Source organism: Mesorhizobium sp. WSM4906 (assembly GCF_029674625.1).
Classification (GTDB): Bacteria; Pseudomonadota; Alphaproteobacteria; order Rhizobiales; family Rhizobiaceae; genus Mesorhizobium.
On sequence record NZ_CP121355.1, the window covers coordinates 2,143,244 to 2,163,774 of the forward strand.

Consider the following 20,531-nt stretch of genomic DNA (forward strand, 5'->3'; position numbering starts at 1 on the left):
ACAAATTATACTCATCACGTAACCGGAGTCCATGACGCGTGGATGACAAGGGGCGCAAAAGTTAGGGGCAAGACGTTGGGGGCGGGGAAATGACTGGGCTGGCGAGCAGCATCGAAAGGCGCAACGGCGTGTCGCTGTGGCGGCAGATCGCCGACAGGATTCTGCAGGGGATCGCCAATGGCGATTTCGTCGAGAATGCGGCGCTGCCGCCCGAGGTCGCCTTGGCCGAGCGCTACGGCGTCAACCGCCATACGGTGCGCAGCGCCATTGCCGCGCTGGTGCAGGAAGGCGTGCTAAGGGCCGAGCAGGGGCGCGGCACCTTCGTTTTGTCGCGCAAGCGCCTGTCCTATCCGATCGGCGCGCGGACTCGCTTTTCGACCGGTCTGCAAGGGCAGACGAGCGAGCGGCACATCGCGCTGTTGTCGTCATCGACCGAGCCGGCCAACCGCCGCATCGCCGAAGCGCTGGCCATCGCCAGGGGGGCGGCCGTGATCCGTCTGGAGACGCGCGGCGAGGCCGACGGGCATGCGGTGTCGCGCGCGACGACCTGGTTCGATGCCAAGCGCTTCGCCGGCATCGAGGCCGCTATGGCCGAGACGGGATCGATCACGGCCTCGCTGAAGCGCTTCGGCATCAACGATTATCTGAGGCACTCGACGGTACTGTCGGCGCGCCATGCCGACGCCGACGACCTTGCCGATCTCGATCTGCAGCCGGGCGCCATCGTGCTTGTCACGGTTGCCATCAATGTGACGCTCGACGGCCAGCCTATCCAGTTCGCGGAGTCGCGGTTTCCCGCGGAGCGGGTGGAGTTGAGGCTGTCGGCGTTGTAGCTGGCCTTGTCCGAGACCGTGACTTGATCTGACTCGCACTGATGTCAGACCAACTCCGGTCGCTACTTGTCAGCGGCCTGGCGTTTGAGGACCGCCTTCCCCCACTCCGTCGCCGCTTCGCGGCGCCACCTCTCCCCCTCCGGAGGGAGAGGAAAAGAGTCCGCTGGCGGCGGGAGAAGGAGGGAGCCTGGTTGAGGAGCGTTGGCTGCAAGGCTCGCGCCTTTCCTCTCCCCCGTCGATCGGGGGAGAGGTGTCGAGCGCAGCTCGACGGAGTGGGGGTCGACCAGCGCGGCGCGCCGTCAATTCGGGCCGGGTTCACCGCCCGTCATGTTACGACCCGACCTCGATAACCGCCTTGATCAGCCCCGACTTCTCATGCGCCCATCGCGCGAGATCGCGTGGCGTGCCGGCAAGGGTCGTGCGATGGGTGACGAGCTTGGCGAGCGGTACCGCGCCGTCGCGGATCGAGGCGGCGACGTGGTCGAAATCGGCATGCAAAGCGTTGCGGCTGCCGACCAGCGTCATCTCGCGTTTATGGAATTCGGGGTCGGAGAAGGTGATGTCGTCCTTGACGACGCTGACCAGCACCAGCGTGCCGCCATGCGCGACATGGGCGAAGGCCGATTGCACCGATTGCGTGTTGCCGGTGGCGTCGAACACAAGGTCGAAACCTTCACCGCCGGTCGCCTGACGCACCAGTTCGGTCGCCTGCGCCTTGGAGCCGTCGAGTGCCGCAAAGCCGAGCTCGCTTTGGGCGAAGCCGAGCCGCTCGGTGCTCATGTCGAGCAGGCTGACGTCGAGCCCGGCGATCCGGGCAAACAGCGCCGTGCCGAGGCCGATCGGCCCGGCGCCGATGACCAGAGTGCGCTGGCCGGGTGAGGCAAGCGAGCGCCGCACGGCGTGCGCGCCGATCGCCAGGAATTCGACCGCCGCAGCATCGGCCAGCGACAGGCCGTTCGCCGGGTAAAGGTTCTGCGCCGGCACCAGGATCTCGTCGCACATGGCGCCGTCGCGATGCACGCCCAGCACCTCGATGCTGACGCAGCAATTCGGCTTGCCGTGGCGACAGGCGATGCATTCGCCGCAGGCGAGATAGGGATTGATGATCACCGGCTCGCCCACGGAAAGGTCGACGCCTTCACCCCTCTCGACGACCGTGCCCGAGACCTCGTGGCCCATGATGCGCGGATAGGCGAGGAAAGGGTGCTTGCCTTCGAAAATGTGGTAGTCGGTGCCGCAGATGCCGACATGGCTGACGGCGATCCGCGCCCAGCCGGGCGGCGGCGCACCGGGTTCCGTACGGTCTTCGAGGACAAGGTCGCCGGGCGAGCGGCAGACGACGGCTTTCATGCGCTGATCCAGTACTTGCGAGAGCGCCGGCCTCGGTCGATCGAGGCCGGTGCCATTTCAGGGACGGTTATTTGCCGCGACGGCGCAGGCCGTCGAAGTAGACGATGACGATGATCAGCATGCCGGTGATGACGCGCTGCCAGAAGGTGTTGACGTTGAGCAGGTTGGCGCCGTTGTTGATCGTCGAAAGGATGAAGGAGCCGATCAGCGGCCCGTGCACCGAACCGATGGCGCCGAACAGCGAGGTGCCGCCGATCACCGACGAGGCGATCGCCTGCAGCTCATAGGTGTCGCCCTGAGTCGGGTTGCCGATGCCGATGCGCGAGGCGAGCAGCACGCCGACGAAGGCGGCGAGCAGGCCGGACAGGATGTAGGCCATGAAGATGGTGCGCGGCACGTTCACGCCGGACAGGCGCGCGGCCTCGGCATTGGAGCCGACCGAGAACAAATAGCGGCCCCAGCGCGTGTGGTGCAGGAAGACATAGGACGGTATCGCGACCAGGATCACCATCCAGAACAGATAGGGGATGCCGAGCAGCGAGCCGCGCGAGAAGGCTTGGAACGGGTCGCTGTTGATCGAGATCGAGTTGCCGTTGGTCATCAGCAAGCCGATGCCGCGCAGCGAGGTCATGGTGGCCAGCGTGATGATGAAGGGCGGCAGGCCCATCTTGACGATGCCGAAGCCGTGGAAGAGGCCGATGGCGACGCCGACCAGCAAAGTGATCAGCACCGCCGCCCAGATCGGCCAGCCGGCATTGATCAGAAGCGCGACGACGACGGTGGTGAAGCCGACCACGGCGCCGACCGAAAGGTCGATGCCGCCGGTGATGATGACGAAGGTCTGACCGACGGCGAGGATGGCGATCAGCGAACCCTGGCGCAGAAGGTTGGTGATGTTGAGCGCCGTGGCGAAGGACGGCGTGGCGACCGCCAGCACGATCCACATCAGCAGCAGAAGGCCAAGCAGCGTCAGCCCGAACAGGGCGTTGAAATTGCGCTTGGGTTTTTCGGCGGGGATCGCCTCGGTGCTCATTTTTGTCCTCCCGACTTTTCTTGTTTCTCGGCCAATGCCTGACCCAAAATGTCCTCGTGGCTGGCGGTGTGGAAGCCATGCGTGGCGACCAGCTTGCCGCGCCGGAACACATGCAGCGTGTCGGCGAGCTCATAGACTTCCGGCAGATAGGACGAGATCAGGATGATGCCGGCGCCGTTGGACAAAAGCGTCGAGAACAGCCGGTAGATCTCGGCCTTGGTGCCGACATCGACGCCCACCGTCGGTTCGTCGAAGATGAACAGCTTGGCGCCATGCGCCAGCCATTTGCCGATGACGATCTTCTGCTGGTTGCCGCCCGACAGGCTGGACGCGAGCGCATGACGCGTCGGCGTCTTGATGCGGAGATCCGCGATCTGGCGCTCGGCCTCGGCCTTCTCGCGCGAGCCGGAGATCAGAAGATTGCTCGAAATGCGCTTGTAGATCGGCAGGTTGAGGTTCATGCCGACCGGCAGGTTGAGGCAAAGGCCCTGGTCGCGGCGGCTTTCGGGGGCGAGGGCCATGCCGAGCCGGATCGCGTCGTGCTCGGAATTGACCTGCACCTCCTTGCCTTGCCACAGGATCTGGCCGGCAGACTTCCTGTGGCGACCATAGAGCGTGGTGACGAACTCGCTGCGGCCGGCGCCGATCAGGCCGTAGAGGCCGACGATCTCGCCCGCGCGGACAGTAACCGAGACATTTTCGAAGCCCTTGCCGGAGAGGCTCCTCGTCTCGACGATTGTCGCGCCCGGCGTGAAATGCTCCTTGTGGTAGATCTGCTCGATCGAGCGGTTGATCATCAGCTTGACCAGTTCCGGCTCGTTGGTCTCGGCGATGTCGCGGGTGCCGACGAGCGTGCCGTCGCGCAGCACCGAGACGCGGTCGGCAAGCTCGAACACCTCCTCCATGCGATGGCTGATATAGATGATGGTGACGCCTTCGCCCTTCAGCCGACGGATCAGCTTGAACAGCTGGTCGGCTTCCTTGCGGGTGAGATAGGCGGTCGGCTCGTCGAAGATCAGGAACTTGGTGCCGCGCACCGTGGCACGGGCGGCGGCGATCAGCTGCTGCTGGCCGATGGTAAGGTCGCCGAGCACGACATGCGCCGGCAGGTCGAAGCCCAGGCCGTCGATGATCTTCTGCGCTTCCTTGATCATGGCGCGCTGCTGCAGGAGGCCGAAGCGCGAATTCTCCTCGCCGAGGAACATGTTGGCGGCGACGGTAAGGTGGCGGCAGAGCACCACCTCCTGGTGGACGGCATTGATGCCGAGCGCCATCGCCTCGTGCGGCGTGGCGAGCCCTTCAGGCTTGCCCTCCCAGATCACCTCGCCGGAGGTGCGCGGCATGACGCCGGTGAGCAGCTTGATGAGCGTCGATTTGCCGGCGCCGTTCTCGCCGACGATGGCGTGGATCTCGGCTGCCTTGAAGGCAAGGTTCACCGGCTTCAGCGCATGCGTGCCGGGATAGCGCTTCTCGAGGCCCTTGAGTTCGAGGATAGTCCTGCCGGGCTCCAGCGTGGGTGCGGGGTGCAGTTCCTGCGCCGTCGACGTCATGACAATCCTCCCAGATTGATCTCAACCGGTGGGTACGCAGCGATGCGTCTAGCGCGCATCTAGAAGGCGGAGCCTAAACCAAGCGGGCAAATTGCCAAGCCGCCGCTGACGGATGTTTCCGGGGCGCCGACGCCCCGGAAGCGATTGTCGCGATTGCCGCTCAGTTGAGCTTCGGGTTGAGCAGCGCGTCGATCTTCGGATCCTTCATGTTGTCCTTGGTGACGAGATTGGCGCCGGTATCGACATTGGCCTCGACCTTCTCGCCCTTCGAGGCAGCGAGCGCGGTCTTGATGCCGTCGTAACCCATCCGGTACGGATCCTGGACGACGAGGCCGGAGATGACGCCGTCATTCAAGAACTTGATCAGCTTCTCGTCGCTGTCGAAGCCGATCAGCGCCACTTTGCCGGCAAGGCTGTTCTCGGCGATCGCCTGGCCGACGCCCTGCGCCATAATCAGGTTGGACGCAAAGATACCCTTGAGGTCGGGATTGGCGGTGATCAGGTCGGTCGCGATGTTGAGGCCGGTCGTGGCTTGGCCGTCGGCATATTTGTCGGCGACGAGCTCGAGGCCCGGATATTTGGCCTTCAGCTGTTCCTTGAAGCCCTGCGCGCGCTGCTCGAGCGAACCGGCGCCCGGCAGCGCGGTGATCAGCGCGACCTTGCCCTCGACCTTGCCGCCATTGGCGGCGCCGATCGCGGCGGCGAGGCCGTCAGCCGCGACGCGGCCGCCCTGGACGTTGTCGGTGGTCAGGAAGGAGGTGAAGGCCTTGGATTCGGCGCTGGAGTCGATGCCGATGACCTTGACCTTGCTTGCCGCCTCGTCGATCGGCTTGCCGAGCGCCTTGGCCTCGGTCGGCGCGATCACGACCGCAGCCGGGTTGCCGGCGACGGCGTTCTCGAGGATCGAAATCTGGCCATTGACGTCGGTCTCGGCCTGGGCGCCGAGCTCCGGCACGTTGATGCCGAGGTCCTTGCCGGCCTTGCGGGCGCCGGCCAGCACGATCTGCCAGTAGAAGGAGGTGGTGTCCTTGACGATGATCGGGATGGTCACGTCGGCCGCCGAGGCCGGCGCCGAATGCATCGCGCCGGCGAGTATCGAGGCGGCGGCCAGTGCCACGAAGGCGCGGCGGTTGAGAAGGCTGGTCACGAATTTCATTAGGTTCCTCCCTATGTCGCCTGGTGAAGGTTGCGGAAGCTCCATCTGGATAGGCGAGAACCAAACGGAACTTTATCAATAAAAAACATTTGCTTTATTTTGATAGTGCAACGGTACGGCCTATGCAAGCGCTGTTTGGTGCCGATTGCGTGATACGGGCTGGAGCGTGACACCGACATCTCAGCCAAGCCGCTGGACGATCGTGTAGGGATCGTATTTGGCGAACTCCGTCGGCGGCACCTTGATGTCGAGCAGCTCCAGGTTGCGCGTCAGGTTGGCGGGCTTGGCCGTGCCGGTCAGCACCGAGGCGACGACCGGCTCGTGCAGCGGAAACTGGAACGCCGCTGCGGCCAGCGGATAGCCGCCTTTGGCGGCGATCTTCTGCATCGCGCCGACGCGGTCGAGAATATCCTCGGTGGCTGGCAGATAATCGAAATGCGCGCCCTCGACCGGGCCGGTCGCCAGGATGCCGGAGTTGAAGACGCCGCCGATGATCAGCGAGGTCTTGCGCTCGCGGCAGAGCGGCAGCAACTCGGCCTCGGCGCTGCGGTCGAGCAGCGAGTAGCGGCTGGCAAGCAGGATGCAGTCGAGCGGCGCGCGGCGAAGCACGTCGAGACATATCCGGACCTCGTTGACGCCCAAGCCGTAAGCCGAGATCGTGCCGGACGATTTCAGTTCCTCCAGCGCCTTCAGCCCGCCGTCCATCAATTGGCGGAAATGGATTTTCGTTGCCTCTTCGCCATGCGTGTAGGTGCCGATGTCGTGGACGAACAGGATGTCGATCTTGTTGAGGCCGAGCCGCGCGTAGGAGAAGTCGACCGAGCGCATGATGCCGTCATAGGAATAGTCGTAATCGAGCGCGAAAGCCAGCGGATCGACATATGAGTGGTCGGGAACCTGGTCCTCCGGCACCGGACGGAACAGGCGGCCGACCTTGGTCGAGAGCACATAGGACGAGCGCGGCTTGTCGCGCAGGAAGTCGCCGGTGCGGCGCTCGGAAAGGCCGAAGCCGTAGAAGGGCGCGGTGTCGAAATAGCGCAGCCCGGCATTCCACGCCGTCTCCAGCGTTGCCATGGCCGCCTCGCGCGGGCAGGCGCGGTAGAGGCCGCCGATCGCCGCGCCGCCGAAGCTGATTTCGGTGACTTCGAGCGCAGTCTTGCCGATCCGGCGTTTGTTCATCAAAGCCTCCCCTTTGCCGTTCGACCGGCCGTTATTTTGACAGTGTTCAGAGCAATTCCAGGAAAGTGTGTAGCGGTTTTCCGTCCGGAATTGCGTAAAAACAAATAGTTAGAGCGTCGCGCCGAGATGCCAGGGCACGAACTCGTTGTCGCCGTAGCCGAAAGCCTCGCTCTTGGTCTTGCGGCCGGACGCCGTCTCGATGATCAGCTCGAAGATCTCGCGGCCCATGCCGGCGATCGTCTTTTCGCCGGAAGCGATGACGCCGCAATTGACATCCATGTCCTCTTCCATCTGGTGGTACATCGTCGAGTTGGTGGCGACCTTGATCGACGGCGTCGGCCGGCAGCCGAAGCAGGAGCCGCGGCCGGTGGTGAAGACGATGACATTGGCGCCGCCGGCAACCTGGCCGGTGGCCGAGACCGGGTCGTAGCCGGGCGTGTCCATGAACACCAGGCCGCTGCCTGAGACCTTCTCGGCATAGCCGAAGACGCCGTTGAGCGACGTCTGGCCGCCCTTGGCGACGGCGCCCAACGACTTTTCGAGGATGGTGGTGAGCCCGCCGCGCTTGTTGCCGGGCGAGGGGTTGTTGTCGATCGAGGCGCCGTGCTTGGCGGTATGGTCTTCCCACCATTTGACGTAGCTGTCGAGCTTAGCGGCGATCTCGGGCGAGGCGGCGCGGTAGGCAAGCAGATGCTCGGCGCCGTAGATCTCGGTGGTCTCCGACAGGATGCCGATGCCGCCGCAGCCGGCGAGGATATCGACGGCCGCACCCAGCGCCGGATTGGCGGTGATGCCGGACATGCCGTCCGAGCCGCCGCATTGCAGGCCGACCACGATCTTGCTGACCGGGATAGGCTCGCGCTGCAGCTGGCCGACTTCCTCCGCGATCTCTGCCAGCACGCCCATGGCCCTTTCGACGGATTTGCGCGAGCCGCCGGCCTCCTGGATGTTGAAGTGACGTTTTCCCGCGGCGACGCCCTTCTGGCCGTAAAGCGTGAGCTGGTTGACCTCGCAGCCCAGGCCGACCATCAGCACGCCGCCGAAATTCGGGTGGCGGGCATAGCCGGCGAGCGTGCGGTGCAGGACCATCATGCCGTCGCCGGTGGCGCTCATGCCGCAACCCTGGCCATGCACGATCGGCACGAAGCCGTCGATGCCGGGATACTTCGGCAGCAGCGTGCGGTTGGCCTCGTCGGCGATCGCGTGGCAGACAGTGGACGAGCAATTGACGCTGGCGATGATACCGATGAAGTTGCGCGTGCCGGCGCGGCCATCGGCGCGGCGATAGCCCATGAAGGTGCGCTTGCGGTCGGCCTCGGTGGCGTGCTCGGCCTCGCTCGGCGGCACCACCGGCAGGCGGCCGCTCTCGAACACCAGATTGTGCGAATGGACGTGCTCGCCCGGCGCGATGTCCTGCGTGGCGCGGCCGATCGCCTGCGCGTATTTCACCACAGCTTCGCCGGCCGCGATCTTCTTGATCGCCACCTTGTGCCCGGGGTCGATCGCGGCAGCCGCGACCGCGCCGCCCGGCAATGAAGCACCAATCTCGATGCGGCCGTTGGCGACCGCGACATTGTCGGCGGGGGAAAGCAGAATGGTGTTTGCAGCGTTCACGGGCGGCTGTCCTGGGTAAACCTGGGAATGTGGGCGGATTGACATGCGCCCGTTTGAGGATAATGTCTTTTATCGTGAAAAAACATTTTTGCGTCAATTGTTTTTTCATCGCGCGGGTCGTGCGCCTTTGGGCGCACGGTTGCCCGTTTGGCAAAGCCGGCGAAATTCGATTTACGCATTTCGCGGGCTTGCGCTAGGAACACCGATCATATCGCGCTTCCGGCGGGCCGCCGCAAGCGTTGGGGGATACGGGGCATGTCGAAGAGCAACAACGTCTACAAGGACGCCTTCAACCGCGGCCTGCGGCTGCTCGACGAGACCAGGAGCCTGCCGTCGGAGCCGGAGCTTGGAACGCTGCTCGGCGTCAGCCGCACCACGGTGCGCAGCATCCTTTCGCGCATGGAGGAGACCGGGCTGATCGCCTGGAACAAGCGCAACAAGACGGTGCTGAGGTCGCCGCGGCCGGAAGATTTCTTCCCCGAGGAGGAGACCGACTCGCTGGCCGAGATCATCGAGCGTTCCTTCATGCGCCGGCTGCTTGCCGAGGGCGCCGAGGCCGGCATGCAGATCAACGAACTGGAGCTCGCGCGCGAGATCGGCGTCGGCACCACCAGCGTGCGCGAATTCCTGATTCGCTTCTCGCGCTTCGGCCTGATCGAGAAGCGGCGCAACAGCCATTGGGTGCTGAAAGGTTTCACCCGCGCCTTCGCGCTGGAGCTGACCGAAATCCGCGAGATGTTCGAATTGCGCTCGGCGGCTGCCTTCGCCGCTCTGCCGGAGGAGAGCGCAGTCTGGGCGGACCTGGACAGGCTCGAGGAGGAACATCGCCAGTTGGCCCGCGAGATTGCAACGCGCTTCAATGAATTCTCCGAGCTCGACGAGCGCTTCCACCGGCTGATCCACCGTGCCTCGCACAACCGCTTCATCGTCGATTTCTACGATGTGATCGCGATGATCTTCCATTACCACTACCAGTGGAACAAGGCTCAGGAACGCGAGCGCAACGAGGTCGCTGTCCAGGAGCATCTGGCCTATATCGCGGCGCTGAAATCGCGCGATCCTGCAAAGGTCGACGCCGCCTGCCGCAAGCATCTGAAGTCGGCGCGCCAGACGCTGCTGAGTTCCATTCCGGAAGGGCGGCAGGCGCAGCTCGCCTGAGTCTGGCGCATCGCGCCGCGTTGCCGCAGCCTGGTTTTGCCGATTTTCCAGCCGCCCGCCCCGTGTTAGGGTCCGCCAACTTGCTTGGAAGAGGCAAACCGTTGGATATCCGGCTGAGACGATGGAGCATGCCGGCCGCGTTGGTCGCGGCGCTGCTCTTGTTGCTCCAGTCGGCGCTCGGCGCCTTCGCCTTCGGCGCGCCTTCGCAGCTCGATACCTTCGGCAACGTCATCTGCACACATGACGGGGCGGTCAAGCTTCCCGGCGACGATCCGCACCAGCAGCATATGCCGGCCTGCTGCTTGCTCGGCTGCAGCATGGTTTCGCCGGCGCATCTGCCGCCGCCGGACAGCGGCGCGCTTGCCAGGACCTCGGCATTCGAAGCGGTCGCTTTCCCGCCCCCGGCTTTCAGACATCTCGATTTCGCCCGCGACCGGTCGCCGGCCAATCCGCGCGCGCCGCCGGCAACGGTCTGACGGCACGACCCCCGCGGAACCTTTCGCGGGTGCATTCATCCAAGATCAGACTGCTCGCGACCGGAGGCCGGCGCGATCTCATAGCCATGGAGCAACCATGTCCCATTCTTTTCCAGCAACGCGCGCACAGGCCTATCCGCGTGGCTTCGAACACCTCGGCCTTGCCGTGATCGCCCTCCTTTTCCTGTTCGCCTGCATTCCCGGCGCCCTCGCGCATGAATTCAAGGCCGGCGATCTCGAAATCGGTCATCCGTGGTCGCGCGCGACGCCGCCCGGCGCCAAGGTGGCCGGCGGCTATTTCACCGTGACCAACAAAGGCAGCGCGCCGGACCGGCTGCTGTCGATTTCCTCCGACATCTCCGACAAGGCCGAACTGCATGAAATGGGCGTCAAGGACGGCGTCATGACCATGCGGCCGGTCACCGGCGGCCTCGAAATCCCGGCCGGCGGCAAGGTCGCGCTCAAGCCCGGCAGCTATCACCTGATGTTCATCGGCCTCAAGCGGCAGCCCAAGCAAGGCGAAAAGTTCCCCGCGACGCTGACCTTCGAGAAGGCCGGCAGCGTCAAGGTCGAGTTCCTCGTCGAAGGCATGGGCGAGACGGAGATGGACGAGCACGCCGATTGATCGCCCGCCCGCACCAGAAATCAGAGGGACAATTCATGAAGAAGTATCTTTTGGCGGCCGGCGCGTTGCTGTCGCTCGGCACGAACGCCGCGCTCGCCCACATCACGCTGGAAACGCAGGAAGCGGCCGTCGGCTCGACCTACAAAGCCGTTCTGCGCGTGCCGCATGGCTGCGAAGGCGAGGCGACGACGGCGGTGCGGGTGCAGATCCCGGAAGGCGTCATTTCGGTGAAGCCGATGCCGAAGCCCGGCTGGACGCTGCAGACCAAGAAAGGCAGATACGAGAAATCGTATCAGCTCTATGGCGAGACGCTGACCACCGGCGTCAAGGAAGTCGACTGGAGCGGCGGCAACCTGCCGGACGAATTCTATGACGAGTTCGTTTTCCGCGCCTCATTGGCTGCCGATCTGCCTGCCGGCCAGATGCTCTATTTCCCGGTCGTGCAGGAATGCGGCGATGCCGCGGCTCGCTGGATCGAAATTCCGGCGGCAGGCCAGGATGAGGATGCGCTGGAAAATCCGGCGCCCGGCATCAAATTGCTGCCGAAGAAATGATCTCTCGATGGCGCGCCCGTTCGGGCGCGCCATCGCCTCTCGAAAGACCGCATGAACGCAGCATCTTACCCATTCCGCCTGAGCGGCAGCCGCATCAGGCAAGTCACCGGCGGCCTGATCGCGGCTTTCGTGCTGATGCTGGCGCTGGTGTTGCCTGGCCGCGCCTTCGCGCATGCGGCGCTTGTCGCGACCGATCCGGCCGACGGCACGGTGTTGATGCAGAGTCCCGCCCGTTTGTCGCTGACCTTCAGCGAGCCGGTCTCGCCGTTGGTCCTTACTCTCGTGCGGCCGGACGGCACGCGGCTTGCCCTGACCTCCTTCCGCCTCACGGACCGGACCGTCGAGATCGACAATCCCGAGACGCTCAAATCCGGCACGCATGTGCTGAGCTGGCGGGTGATTTCGGAGGACGGCCATCCGGTCGGCGGCTCGGCGCTGTTTTCCGTCGGCGCGCCAAGTGCGGCGCCTGTCGCCGGTGAAACCGTCGACTGGTCGCTGCGCACAGCGATCTGGATCGGCAAGCTCTTCCTCTATGTCGGCCTGTTTCTCGGCGCCGGCGGCGCCTTCTCGCTCGCCTGGCTGGCCGAAAGCCGCCGCTGCGGCCGGCGTTTCGTCACAGGCGCTCTGCTCTGTGGACTGGCTGCCGCCCCGGCTTCGCTCGGCTTTCAGGGGCTGGACGCGCTCGGGGCGCCGCTCGCGCGGTTTGCGGCGCCGATCGTCTGGACGACCGCGGCTGAAACCAGTTTCGGCTGGACGGTCCTCGTCGCCCTGATCGCGCTTGGCTTCGCCCTGCTGTCCCTCGTCTGGCCCAGAGCTTTCCGCAAGCTGCTTGCGCTTGCCGGGCTCGTCGGCGCGGGCGCGGCACTTGCCGCCAGCGGCCATGCAAGCACCGCCGAGCCGCAATGGCTGACGCGGTCGCTGGTGTTCCTGCACAGCGCGGCCATCGCATTTTGGGCGGGCGCGCTGGCCCCGCTCGGCCTTGCCTTGCGATACCAGCCGGCGGAGGCGAAGGTTTTCCTACGCCGGTTCTCGCGTGCGATCCTGCCTGTCGTTGCCGTGCTTGCCGCAAGCGGCGTTGTGCTGGCGATCATCCAGGTGCAGGAGCCGGCGGCGCTGATCAACACAGCCTACGGCCGCCTGCTGCTCTTGAAGCTTGCCTTGCTGCTGTTCCTGTTCACGCTCGCCTCGGTCAACCGCTGGACGCTCACCGCGCCAGCCGAGGCGGGCGACACGGAAGTGCAGCGGCGACTGGTGCGTTCGATCGGCATCGAGACGCTGATCGTGCTCGCCATCTTCGGCGTCGCCGCCGGCTGGCGCTTCACGCCGCCGCCGCGCGCGCTGGCGATCGCCGCCGCGCAGCCGGTATCGGTCCATATCCATACGCTGCAGGCGATGGCCGATCTCAGCATCATACCCGGCCACGCCGGTCAGGTCGCCGCTTCCATGGTCATCATGACCGGCGATTTCGGGCCGCTCGACGCCAAGGAGGTGACTCTGGTGCTGTCCAAGCCGGACTCCGGCATCGAGCCGATCAAGCGTCCAGCGACCAAGCCCGGCGATGGCACCTGGCGGGTGGACAATCTCGTCATCCCTCTGCCCGGCCGCTGGAACGCCAGGCTCGATATTCTCGTTTCGGATTTCGAGATGGTGAAGATCGAGGCGCCGATCGACATCAGAGCGGAGTGACACTATTCGGCGAGGCGGTTGACGCGGTCGCGAAGGCCCGTCAATCATCCTTTGCAAAACGCGGCCTCCAACAAAAGCACTCGAAAGCAGGGAAGAAACGATGGAAGAAGCCGAAATCGGCCTGATCGGTCTTGGCACGATGGGTTCCAACCTGGCGCTCAACATCGCCGAGCATGGGCACCGCATCGCCGTCTTCAACCGCACCCCATCGCGCACCGACACCTTCGTCGAGAGCGCCGGTCCGCTGAAGGACAGGGTCGTCCCCTGCTACAGCCTGGAGGAACTTGCCGCGGCGATCCGACCGCCTCGGCCGATCATCATCATGGTGCTGGCCGGCAAGCCGGTCGACGAGCAGATCGCGGCGCTTCGCGGCGTGCTTTCCGACAACGACATCGTCATCGATGCCGGAAACACCAATTTCCGCGACACGATGCGGCGCTTCTCCGAGCTGTCCGGCTCGGGTCTGACCTTCATCGGCATGGGCGTCTCCGGCGGCGAGGAGGGTGCGCGCCAAGGGCCGTCGATCATGGTCGGCGGCACGGAAGAGTCCTGGAAGCGCGTCGAGAAGGTGCTGACGGCGATCTCCGCGAAATTCAAGGACGAGCCGTGCGCCGCCTGGCTCGGGACCGATGGCGCCGGGCATTTCGTCAAGACCATCCATAACGGCATCGAATATGCCGACATGCAGATGATCGCCGAGATCTACGGCATCCTGCGCGATGGCCTCTCCATGGGACCGAAGGAAATCGGCAAGGTCTTCGAAGACTGGAACAAGGGCCGGCTCAATTCCTACCTGATCGAGATCAGCGCCAGGGTTCTGGCGGCCGACGATCCGAAGACCGGCAAGCCGGTGGTCGACGTCATCCTCGACCGCGCCGGCCAGAAGGGCACCGGCAAATGGTCGGTCATCGAGGCTCAGCAGCTCGGCATTCCGGCGACGGCGATCGAAGCGGCCGTGGCGGCGCGTGTGCTGTCTTCCATCAAGGACGAGCGGCAGGCGGCGGAAAAGGCCTATGGCAATATCGGCGTCGAGAAGATTTCCGGCGACAAGGCAGCCCTTCTGAAGGATCTCGAGCTGGCGCTGTTCGCCGGCAAGATCGCTGCTTATGCGCAAGGCTTCGCGGTGATGAGCGGCGCCTCAAGAGAGTTCAACTGGAACCTGCCGATGCCGACCATCGCCAAGATCTGGCGCGCCGGCTGCATCATCCGCTCGCAGATGCTGGATACGATGGCGGAAGCTTTCGGCTCCGGCGGCGCTTCCACCAACCTTCTGATGGCGCCGGCCTTCATCGCCATGATGAAGGAAGCGCATCCGTCGCTCAGGCGGATCGTTGCGAGAGCCTCGGAGGCCGGCTCGCCGGTGCCGGCGCTGTCCTCGGCGCTCGCCTATTTCGACAGCTACCGGCAGGGACGCGGTACCTCGAACCTGATCCAGGCGCAGCGCGATTTCTTCGGCGCGCACGGTTTCGAGCGCATCGGCGAGCAGGGTGCGTTCCATGGGCCCTGGGGCAGCGGGGCTGCTTAGAGTCAAGCCCGAGGATGACGAAGCCGCGTGGCCTTGGCCAATCTCCAGCGTCGAGCAGAGGGCCATTCTTGACCGGCAACCAGCACTAACCCCGATAGGGCAAGACCTCGCTCGGCGTGCTGAGCGACTGCAGCGATCCGGGGTCGGCGCCGCCGATCCAGCCGAGCACCGCGCGCGCGAGCTCGGAGCCGGCGAGCCGGAAATTCTCGTTGACGACCAGCAGTTCCCGCCGAAACAGATGCAGCAGCTCCGACGACTGCTTCGAGACCACGTCGACGTCGCGGCCAAGCTTCAGGCCTGCATCCTCGATGCCGGCGACGACGGCAAGCGTGGCTGCGGCGGCGCTGCTGACGATGCCGTCCGGGCGGTCCTCCCGCCGCATGAGCTGCGCGGTCCGCATCCGGATCTGCTCGATGGTGTGGTCGATGGAGACGGTGTTGAACGGCACCTCGCTGGCGCCGACATCGCTCAGCGCGTCGGCAAAGCCGTTCACCGTATGACCGTAATAGGTGAGGCCGACCGGCGGCGTCACCAAAGCGAAGCGTCGACGGCCCATGCCGGCAAGGTGGCGCACGGCCTCGCCGGCGAAGGCGTAGTTGTCGAAGTCGTGATAGGGATGCACCAGCCCCATGTCGGTGCGGCCGTGCGTGGCAAAGGGAATGCCGCGCTCGAGCATGTAGCGGGCGCGCGGATCGTTGGGCTGCGTGCGCGAGATGATGACGCCGTCGGCGGAGCCGGTCTCCACAAGGTAGCGCACCGGATCCAGCGGATCCTGCGAGCGCGAATAGGGCGTGACGATCAGGTGATAGGGCGTGTCGGCGATCACTTCGGTGACGCCGTAGATGATGTCCGAGACGAAGCTCATCAGCTCGTGCTCGGTATTGAGCACAAGTGAGATGACGTTGGTCTTGCCGGTTCTGAGCCTCACGCCGGCGCGGTTCGGCCGGTAGCCGATCTGCTTGGCGACGAGCTGGACGCGGCGCCTGGTTTCGGCGCCGATTTCGGGCGCATCCTTCAGCGCGCGCGAGACGGTGGTGACGCCGAGCCCGGTCATGAAGGCGAGCGTCTTCAGCGTCGGCCGTTCCCTGGCCGACGTGCCGCCGTCCTTGTCCTTGGTTCGTCTGTCCATTCGTCCCGCCCATCAGGCGCATAACAGCCGCGAGGCTGACCGGCAATCCTTCGCGTCGACATTTGCGCGGCTTTCAGCCCGTGACGCGGTTCAATATACTGAAACGTTACAGGTTGCCAACGCCCCAGACTAGGCGGCTGAGCGCGATCTTCACCGCCAGTGGCGAGGAAGTGGGCCGAAAGCCACTGGAATCGCAAAGAAATCTCGGTTTCCTGCGGGTTTTGGCATCATTCGGTTGAGCTAGACACTGCCGAGCGCTTCCAGCAGAAGGATTTTGTTCGCGACTCGAAAAAATCTTGGACGAAGTTCATTCGAGGGGTTGCCTATGCCGGTCATTTGCCGTATCGAAAATCTGTAACGTTTCAGATTCTGGGAGGAAACCGAAATGCGATACAAATTCCTGACTGCCGCGTTCGCCGCGACGGTCGCGCTCAACTTCGCCGGACCGGCGGCCGCGACCGATCTCGAAGTCACCCATTGGTGGACTTCGGGCGGCGAGGCGGCGGCGGTGGCTGAACTTGCCAAGGCCTTCGACGCGACCGGCAATCACTGGGTCGACGGCGCCATCGCCGGCTCCGGCGGCACGGCGCGGCCGATCATGATCAGCCGCATCACCGGCGGCGACCCGATGGGCGCCACCCAATTCAACCACGGCCGCCAGGCGGAGGAGCTTGTCCAGGCCGGGCTGATGCGCGACCTCACCGACATCGCCACCAAGGACAAGTGGACGGAAATCGTGCGGCCGAAGAGCCTGCTCGATAGTTGCACCATCGATGGCAAGATCTATTGCGTGCCGGTCAATATCCATTCCTGGCAGTGGCTGTGGCTGTCGAACGAGGCCTTCCAGAAGGCAGGCGTGCCGATGCCTAAGGACTGGAACGAGTTCGTGGCCGCTGCGCCGGCGCTGGAAAAGGCCGGCATCACCCCGCTCGCCGTCGGTGGTCAGCCCTGGCAGGCATCGGGCGCCTTCGACGTGCTGCTCGCCGCGGTCGGCGGCACCGACGCCTTCCTCAAGGTCTACAAGGAAAAGGACGCCAAATTCGCCGGCGGCCCCGAGATCGCCAAGGTGTTCAAGGCCGCCGACGACGCCCGCAAGATGGCCAAGAACACCAATGTGCAGGACTGGAACCAGGCGACCAACCTCGTGATCACCGGCAAGGCAGGCGGCCAGATCATGGGCGACTGGGCGCAGGGCGAGTTCCAGGTCGCCGGCAAGACCGCCGGCAAGGACTACACCTGCCTGCCCGGCCTCGGCCTGAACGAGGTCATCGCCACCGGCGGCGACGCCTTCTACTTCCCGCTGCTGAAGGACGCCGACAAGGCCAAGGCGCAGGAAGTCCTGGCCGAGACGCTGCTCGATCCGAAGACGCAGGTCGCCTTCAATCTCAAGAAGGGCTCGCTGCCGGTGCGCGGCGACGTCGACCTCAACACGGCGAACGACTGCATGAAGAAGGGTCTCGCGATCCTCGCCAAGGGCGCCGTCATCCCGTGGACGGACCAGCTGCTCTCGCAGGACAGCCAGAAGCAGAAGGAGGATCTGTTCTCCGAATTCTTCGCCAAGCCCGACATGACGCTCGAAGAGGCGCAGAAGCGCTTCGCCGACATCATCGCTTCGGCCGACTGATCGACGGCGCCCCCGCCAGCTCCCGGCCCCTGCTTATCCGGGGTCGGGAGCGTGATGTCCTCATTGTCCCAGCGCGGCTGCCGAGATGAGCAACAGCGAACGCCCCAACCAGCTTTTCCGCAATCTCAATGCCAAGGTCGCGTCGATCCCGATGATCCTGACCGCGCTGGTGGTCTTCGTCGGCGGCACGGCCTGGACGGTGCTCTATTCCTTCACCAATTCGAAGCTGCTGCCACGGCTGAGTTTCGTCGGGCTCGACCAATATTACCGGCTGTGGGCGACGCCGCGCTGGCTCGTCTCGATCGAGAACCTTTTGATCTATGGCGTGATCTCGCTGGTGTTCTCGCTGGTCATCGGCTTCGTGCTTGCGGCTCTCCTCGACCAGAAGATCCGCTTCGAGGACACGTTCCGTACCATCTTCCTCTATCCTTTCGCGCTGTCCTTCATCGTCACCGGCCTTGTCTGGCAGTGGTTGCTCAATCCGGACTTCGGCGTCCAGCGCGTCGTGCGCGACCTCGGCTGGACGAGCTTCAGCTTCGATCCGCTCTACAATTCCAGCATCGTCATCTACGGCATTTCGATCGCAGCACTGTGGCAAGGCACGGGGCTGATCATGTGCCTGATGCTGGCCGGCCTGCGCGGCATCGACGAGGATATCTGGAAGGCCGCGCGGGTCGACGGCATCCCGATGTGGAAGACCTATCTCTTCATCGTCATTCCGATGATGCGGCCGGTCTTCATCACCACGCTGGTGATCATCGCAGCGGGCATCGTCAAGGTCTACGACCTCGTGGTTGCCCAGACCAGCGGCGGCCCTGGCATCGCCTCCGAAGTGCCGGCGAAGTACGTCTACGACTACATGTTCTTCGCCCAGAATCTCGGCCAGGGTTTTGCCGCCTCGACCATGATGCTGCTCTCGGTGATCATCGTGATCGTGCCATGGGCCTATCTCGAATTCGGAGGCAAGAAGCATGGCTGAGATTGCTGCTTCCATCCCCGCTAAGGCGGACGCCCTCCGGCGCGAGGCTCCGTTGCCCGATACATTGGGGCCGAGCGGAACGAAGCCGCGGCATATGCTCTCGCGCCGCAACATCTTCCTCTACGGCACGCTGATCGTCGTGGCGCTCTATTATCTGCTGCCGCTTTACGTGATGGTCGTCACGTCGCTGAAGGGCATGCCGGAAATCCGCCTCGGCAACATCTTCTCGCCGCCGCTGGAGATCACTTTCGAGCCCTGGGTGAAGGCGTGGGCGACCGCCTGCACCGGCCTCAATTGCGACGGACTTTCGCGCGGCTTCTGGAATTCGGTGCGCATCACCGTGCCGTCGGTGCTGCTGTCGATCGCGATCGCTTCGGTGAACGGCTACGCCTTGGCCAACTGGCGCTTCAAGGGCGCCGACAGCTTCTTCATCATCCTGATCGTCGGCGCCTTCATCCCCTATCAGGTGATGATCTATCCGATCGTCATCATCCTGCGCGAGATCGGCATCTACGGCACGCTCACCGGCCTGGTGATCGTGCATTCGATCTTCGGCATGCCGATCCTGACGCTTCTGTTCCGCAACTATTTCACGTCGATGCCTGAGGAGCTGTTCAGGGCGGCGCGCGTCGACGGCGCCGGCTTCTGGGGCATCTATCTGCGCATCATGCTGCCGATGTCGCTGCCGATCTTCGTCGTCGCCATCATCCTGCAGGTGACGGGCATCTGGAACGACTTCCTGTTCGGCGTCGTCTACACCCGCCCCGACACCTATCCGATGACGGTGCAGCTCAACAATATCGTCAACTCGGTGCAGGGCGTGAAGGAATACAACGTCAACATGGCCGCGACCATCCTGACCGGCCTCGTGCCGCTCATCGTCTATTTCGTTTCCGGCAAGCTCTTCGTGCGCGGCATCGCCGCCGGCGCGGTGAAAGGATGATGATGGCAGCAGCAATCGCCAATCCCAGCGTTTCGATCCAGGACCTGTCGCTCAATTTCGGCGTCATGTCGGTGCTGAAGACGCTCAACTTGGACGTCGCCGAGGGCGAGTTCATCGTGCTGCTCGGGCCGTCGGGCTGCGGCAAGTCGACCTTGCTCAACTGCATAGCCGGCCTGCTCGACATTTCGGAAGGCCGCATCTTCATCAAGGGCAAGAACGTCACCTGGGAAGAGCCGAAGGACCGCGGCATCGGCATGGTGTTCCAGTCCTACGCGCTCTACCCGCAGATGACGGTGGAGAAGAACCTGTCCTTCGGCCTGCGCGTGGCCGGCGTGCCGAAGGAGGAGATCGCCAAGCGCATCGCGCGCGCGGCCGAGATCCTGCAGATCGAACCGCTTCTGCAGCGCAAGCCCTCGGCGCTTTCCGGCGGCCAGCGCCAGCGCGTGGCGATCGGGCGGGCGCTGGTGCGCGACGTCGACGTCTTCCTGTTCGACGAGCCGCTCTCCAACCTCGACGCCAAGCTGCGCTCGGAGCTGCGCGTCGAGATCAAGCTTCTGCATCGCAGGCTGCAGAACACGATGATCTACGTCACCCACGACCAGATCGAGGCGATGACGCTGGCCGACCGCATCGCGGTGATGAAGGGCGGGGTGATCCAGCAGCTCGATGCGCCGCAGACGATCTACAACCGTCCGGTCAACCGCTTTGTCGCCGGTTTTCTCGGCTCGCCGGCGATGAATTTCCTCAAAGGAGAGTTGCAGGCGGGCGATGCTCCCCTGTTCAAGGCCGATGGTGTTTCCGTGCCGCTCGGGCGCTATCAGTTCGATGGCGACAACGGCCGTGCCGGCAAACCCTGCGTGTTCGGCATCCGGCCCGAGCACATTGCCCTGGGCGAAGCGGCCAAGGCGATGCCCTTCACCGCCGAGTCGACCGTCGAGATCGTCGATCCGATGGGCTCCGACACCCTGGTTTGGACGAAGCTCGGCGGCCAGATCGTCTCCTTCCGCGTCGAAGCGGACAAGACGCTGCGCAATGGCGATGCGATCCGCATCGGCTTTGATCCGGCGCGCGCTTCGCTGTTCGACGCCGAGACCGACAGCCGCCTTTAACCCGAAAA

At 64.5% G+C, this 20,531-nt stretch carries 17 protein-coding genes and 1 pseudogene; 11 read left to right on the forward strand and 7 right to left on the reverse strand.

Features of this window, described 5'->3' with window-relative positions; translation table 11 throughout:
• The first annotated feature begins 89 nt into the window (after positions 1-89).
• Positions 90-833 carry a phosphonate metabolism transcriptional regulator PhnF gene (gene phnF / locus QAZ22_RS10185; RefSeq protein WP_278206618.1) on the forward strand — a complete coding sequence of 248 codons (744 nt, stop codon included), beginning with the start codon at positions 90-92 and terminating at the stop codon, positions 831-833.
• Between the two features lie 330 nt (positions 834-1,163).
• Here the strand turns inward: phnF and QAZ22_RS10190 are convergent, their stop codons facing one another.
• The 6 genes from QAZ22_RS10190 to QAZ22_RS10215 all read right to left on the reverse strand — a co-directional run bounded on the left by QAZ22_RS10190 (position 1,164) and on the right by QAZ22_RS10215 (position 8,715).
• Entirely contained in the window at positions 1,164-2,183 is a 1,020-nt protein-coding gene (locus QAZ22_RS10190) for a zinc-binding alcohol dehydrogenase family protein (protein ID WP_278206619.1), read from the reverse strand.
• A 67-nt stretch (positions 2,184-2,250) separates the two neighbouring features.
• Complete coding sequence (locus tag QAZ22_RS10195) at positions 2,251-3,216, reverse strand: ABC transporter permease (RefSeq protein ID WP_278206621.1); 966 nt, start codon at positions 3,214-3,216, stop codon at positions 2,251-2,253.
• Complete coding sequence (locus QAZ22_RS10200; protein WP_278206623.1) at positions 3,213-4,766, reverse strand: sugar ABC transporter ATP-binding protein; 1,554 nt, start codon at positions 4,764-4,766, stop codon at positions 3,213-3,215. Before QAZ22_RS10200 ends, QAZ22_RS10195 begins: the two co-directional genes overlap by 4 nt.
• 160 nt (positions 4,767-4,926) lie before the next feature.
• A complete protein-coding gene (locus tag QAZ22_RS10205) occupies positions 4,927-5,922 on the reverse strand; it encodes an ABC transporter substrate-binding protein (protein WP_278206625.1) in 996 nt (331 codons plus the stop codon).
• Positions 5,923-6,102: 180 nt separating this feature from the next.
• Complete coding sequence (locus QAZ22_RS10210; protein ID WP_278206627.1) at positions 6,103-7,101, reverse strand: aldo/keto reductase; 999 nt, start codon at positions 7,099-7,101, stop codon at positions 6,103-6,105.
• A gap of 108 nt (positions 7,102-7,209) precedes the next feature.
• Positions 7,210-8,715 carry an altronate dehydratase family protein gene (locus QAZ22_RS10215; protein WP_278206628.1) on the reverse strand — a complete coding sequence of 502 codons (1,506 nt, stop codon included), beginning with the start codon at positions 8,713-8,715 and terminating at the stop codon, positions 7,210-7,212.
• Between the two features lie 255 nt (positions 8,716-8,970).
• On the opposite strand from QAZ22_RS10215, the gene QAZ22_RS10220 reads away from it, so the two are divergent.
• The 6 genes from QAZ22_RS10220 (at position 8,971) to gndA (ending at position 14,739) form a co-directional block, all read left to right on the forward strand.
• Positions 8,971-9,873 (forward strand): GntR family transcriptional regulator, encoded by a 903-nt coding sequence (locus QAZ22_RS10220; RefSeq protein ID WP_278206629.1) that lies wholly within the window; start codon positions 8,971-8,973, stop codon positions 9,871-9,873.
• A 128-nt stretch (positions 9,874-10,001) separates the two neighbouring features.
• Positions 10,002-10,349: a DUF2946 family protein gene (locus QAZ22_RS10225; protein WP_278206631.1), complete on the forward strand. Its 348-nt coding sequence runs from the start codon at positions 10,002-10,004 to the stop codon at positions 10,347-10,349.
• 97 nt (positions 10,350-10,446) lie between these two features.
• Complete coding sequence (locus QAZ22_RS10230; protein WP_278206632.1) at positions 10,447-10,974, forward strand: copper chaperone PCu(A)C; 528 nt, start codon at positions 10,447-10,449, stop codon at positions 10,972-10,974.
• 35 nt (positions 10,975-11,009) lie between these two features.
• Entirely contained in the window at positions 11,010-11,528 is a 519-nt protein-coding gene (locus QAZ22_RS10235) for a YcnI family protein (RefSeq protein WP_278206633.1), read from the forward strand.
• A 51-nt stretch (positions 11,529-11,579) separates the two neighbouring features.
• A complete protein-coding gene (locus QAZ22_RS10240; RefSeq protein ID WP_278206634.1) occupies positions 11,580-13,214 on the forward strand; it encodes a copper resistance CopC/CopD family protein in 1,635 nt (544 codons plus the stop codon).
• Positions 13,215-13,314: 100 nt separating this feature from the next.
• Positions 13,315-14,739 (forward strand): NADP-dependent phosphogluconate dehydrogenase, encoded by a 1,425-nt coding sequence (gene gndA / locus QAZ22_RS10245; protein WP_278206635.1) that lies wholly within the window; start codon positions 13,315-13,317, stop codon positions 14,737-14,739.
• An 85-nt stretch (positions 14,740-14,824) separates the two neighbouring features.
• On the opposite strand, the gene QAZ22_RS10250 is transcribed toward gndA, so the two are convergent.
• Positions 14,825-15,868, reverse strand: coding sequence for a LacI family transcriptional regulator (locus QAZ22_RS10250; RefSeq protein WP_278206636.1), 1,044 nt, complete (start codon positions 15,866-15,868; stop codon positions 14,825-14,827).
• 385 nt (positions 15,869-16,253) lie between these two features.
• Between QAZ22_RS10250 and QAZ22_RS10255 the strand changes: the two genes are divergently transcribed.
• The 4 genes and pseudogenes from QAZ22_RS10255 (at position 16,254) to QAZ22_RS10270 (ending at position 20,523) form a co-directional block, all read left to right on the forward strand.
• Positions 16,254-17,492, forward strand: coding sequence for an ABC transporter substrate-binding protein (locus QAZ22_RS10255; RefSeq protein WP_278206637.1), 1,239 nt, complete (start codon positions 16,254-16,256; stop codon positions 17,490-17,492).
• A gap of 85 nt (positions 17,493-17,577) precedes the next feature.
• Positions 17,578-18,471, forward strand: a complete 894-nt coding sequence (locus tag QAZ22_RS10260; RefSeq protein WP_278206638.1) for a sugar ABC transporter permease — start codon at positions 17,578-17,580, stop codon at positions 18,469-18,471.
• A gap of 67 nt (positions 18,472-18,538) precedes the next feature.
• Positions 18,539-19,414, forward strand: a pseudogene (locus QAZ22_RS10265) (carbohydrate ABC transporter permease); the annotation flags it as partial.
• A complete protein-coding gene (locus QAZ22_RS10270) occupies positions 19,414-20,523 on the forward strand; it encodes an ABC transporter ATP-binding protein (RefSeq protein WP_278206640.1) in 1,110 nt (369 codons plus the stop codon). The pseudogene QAZ22_RS10265 and the gene QAZ22_RS10270, both read left to right, overlap by 1 nt.
• The last annotated feature ends 8 nt before the right edge of the window (positions 20,524-20,531 follow it).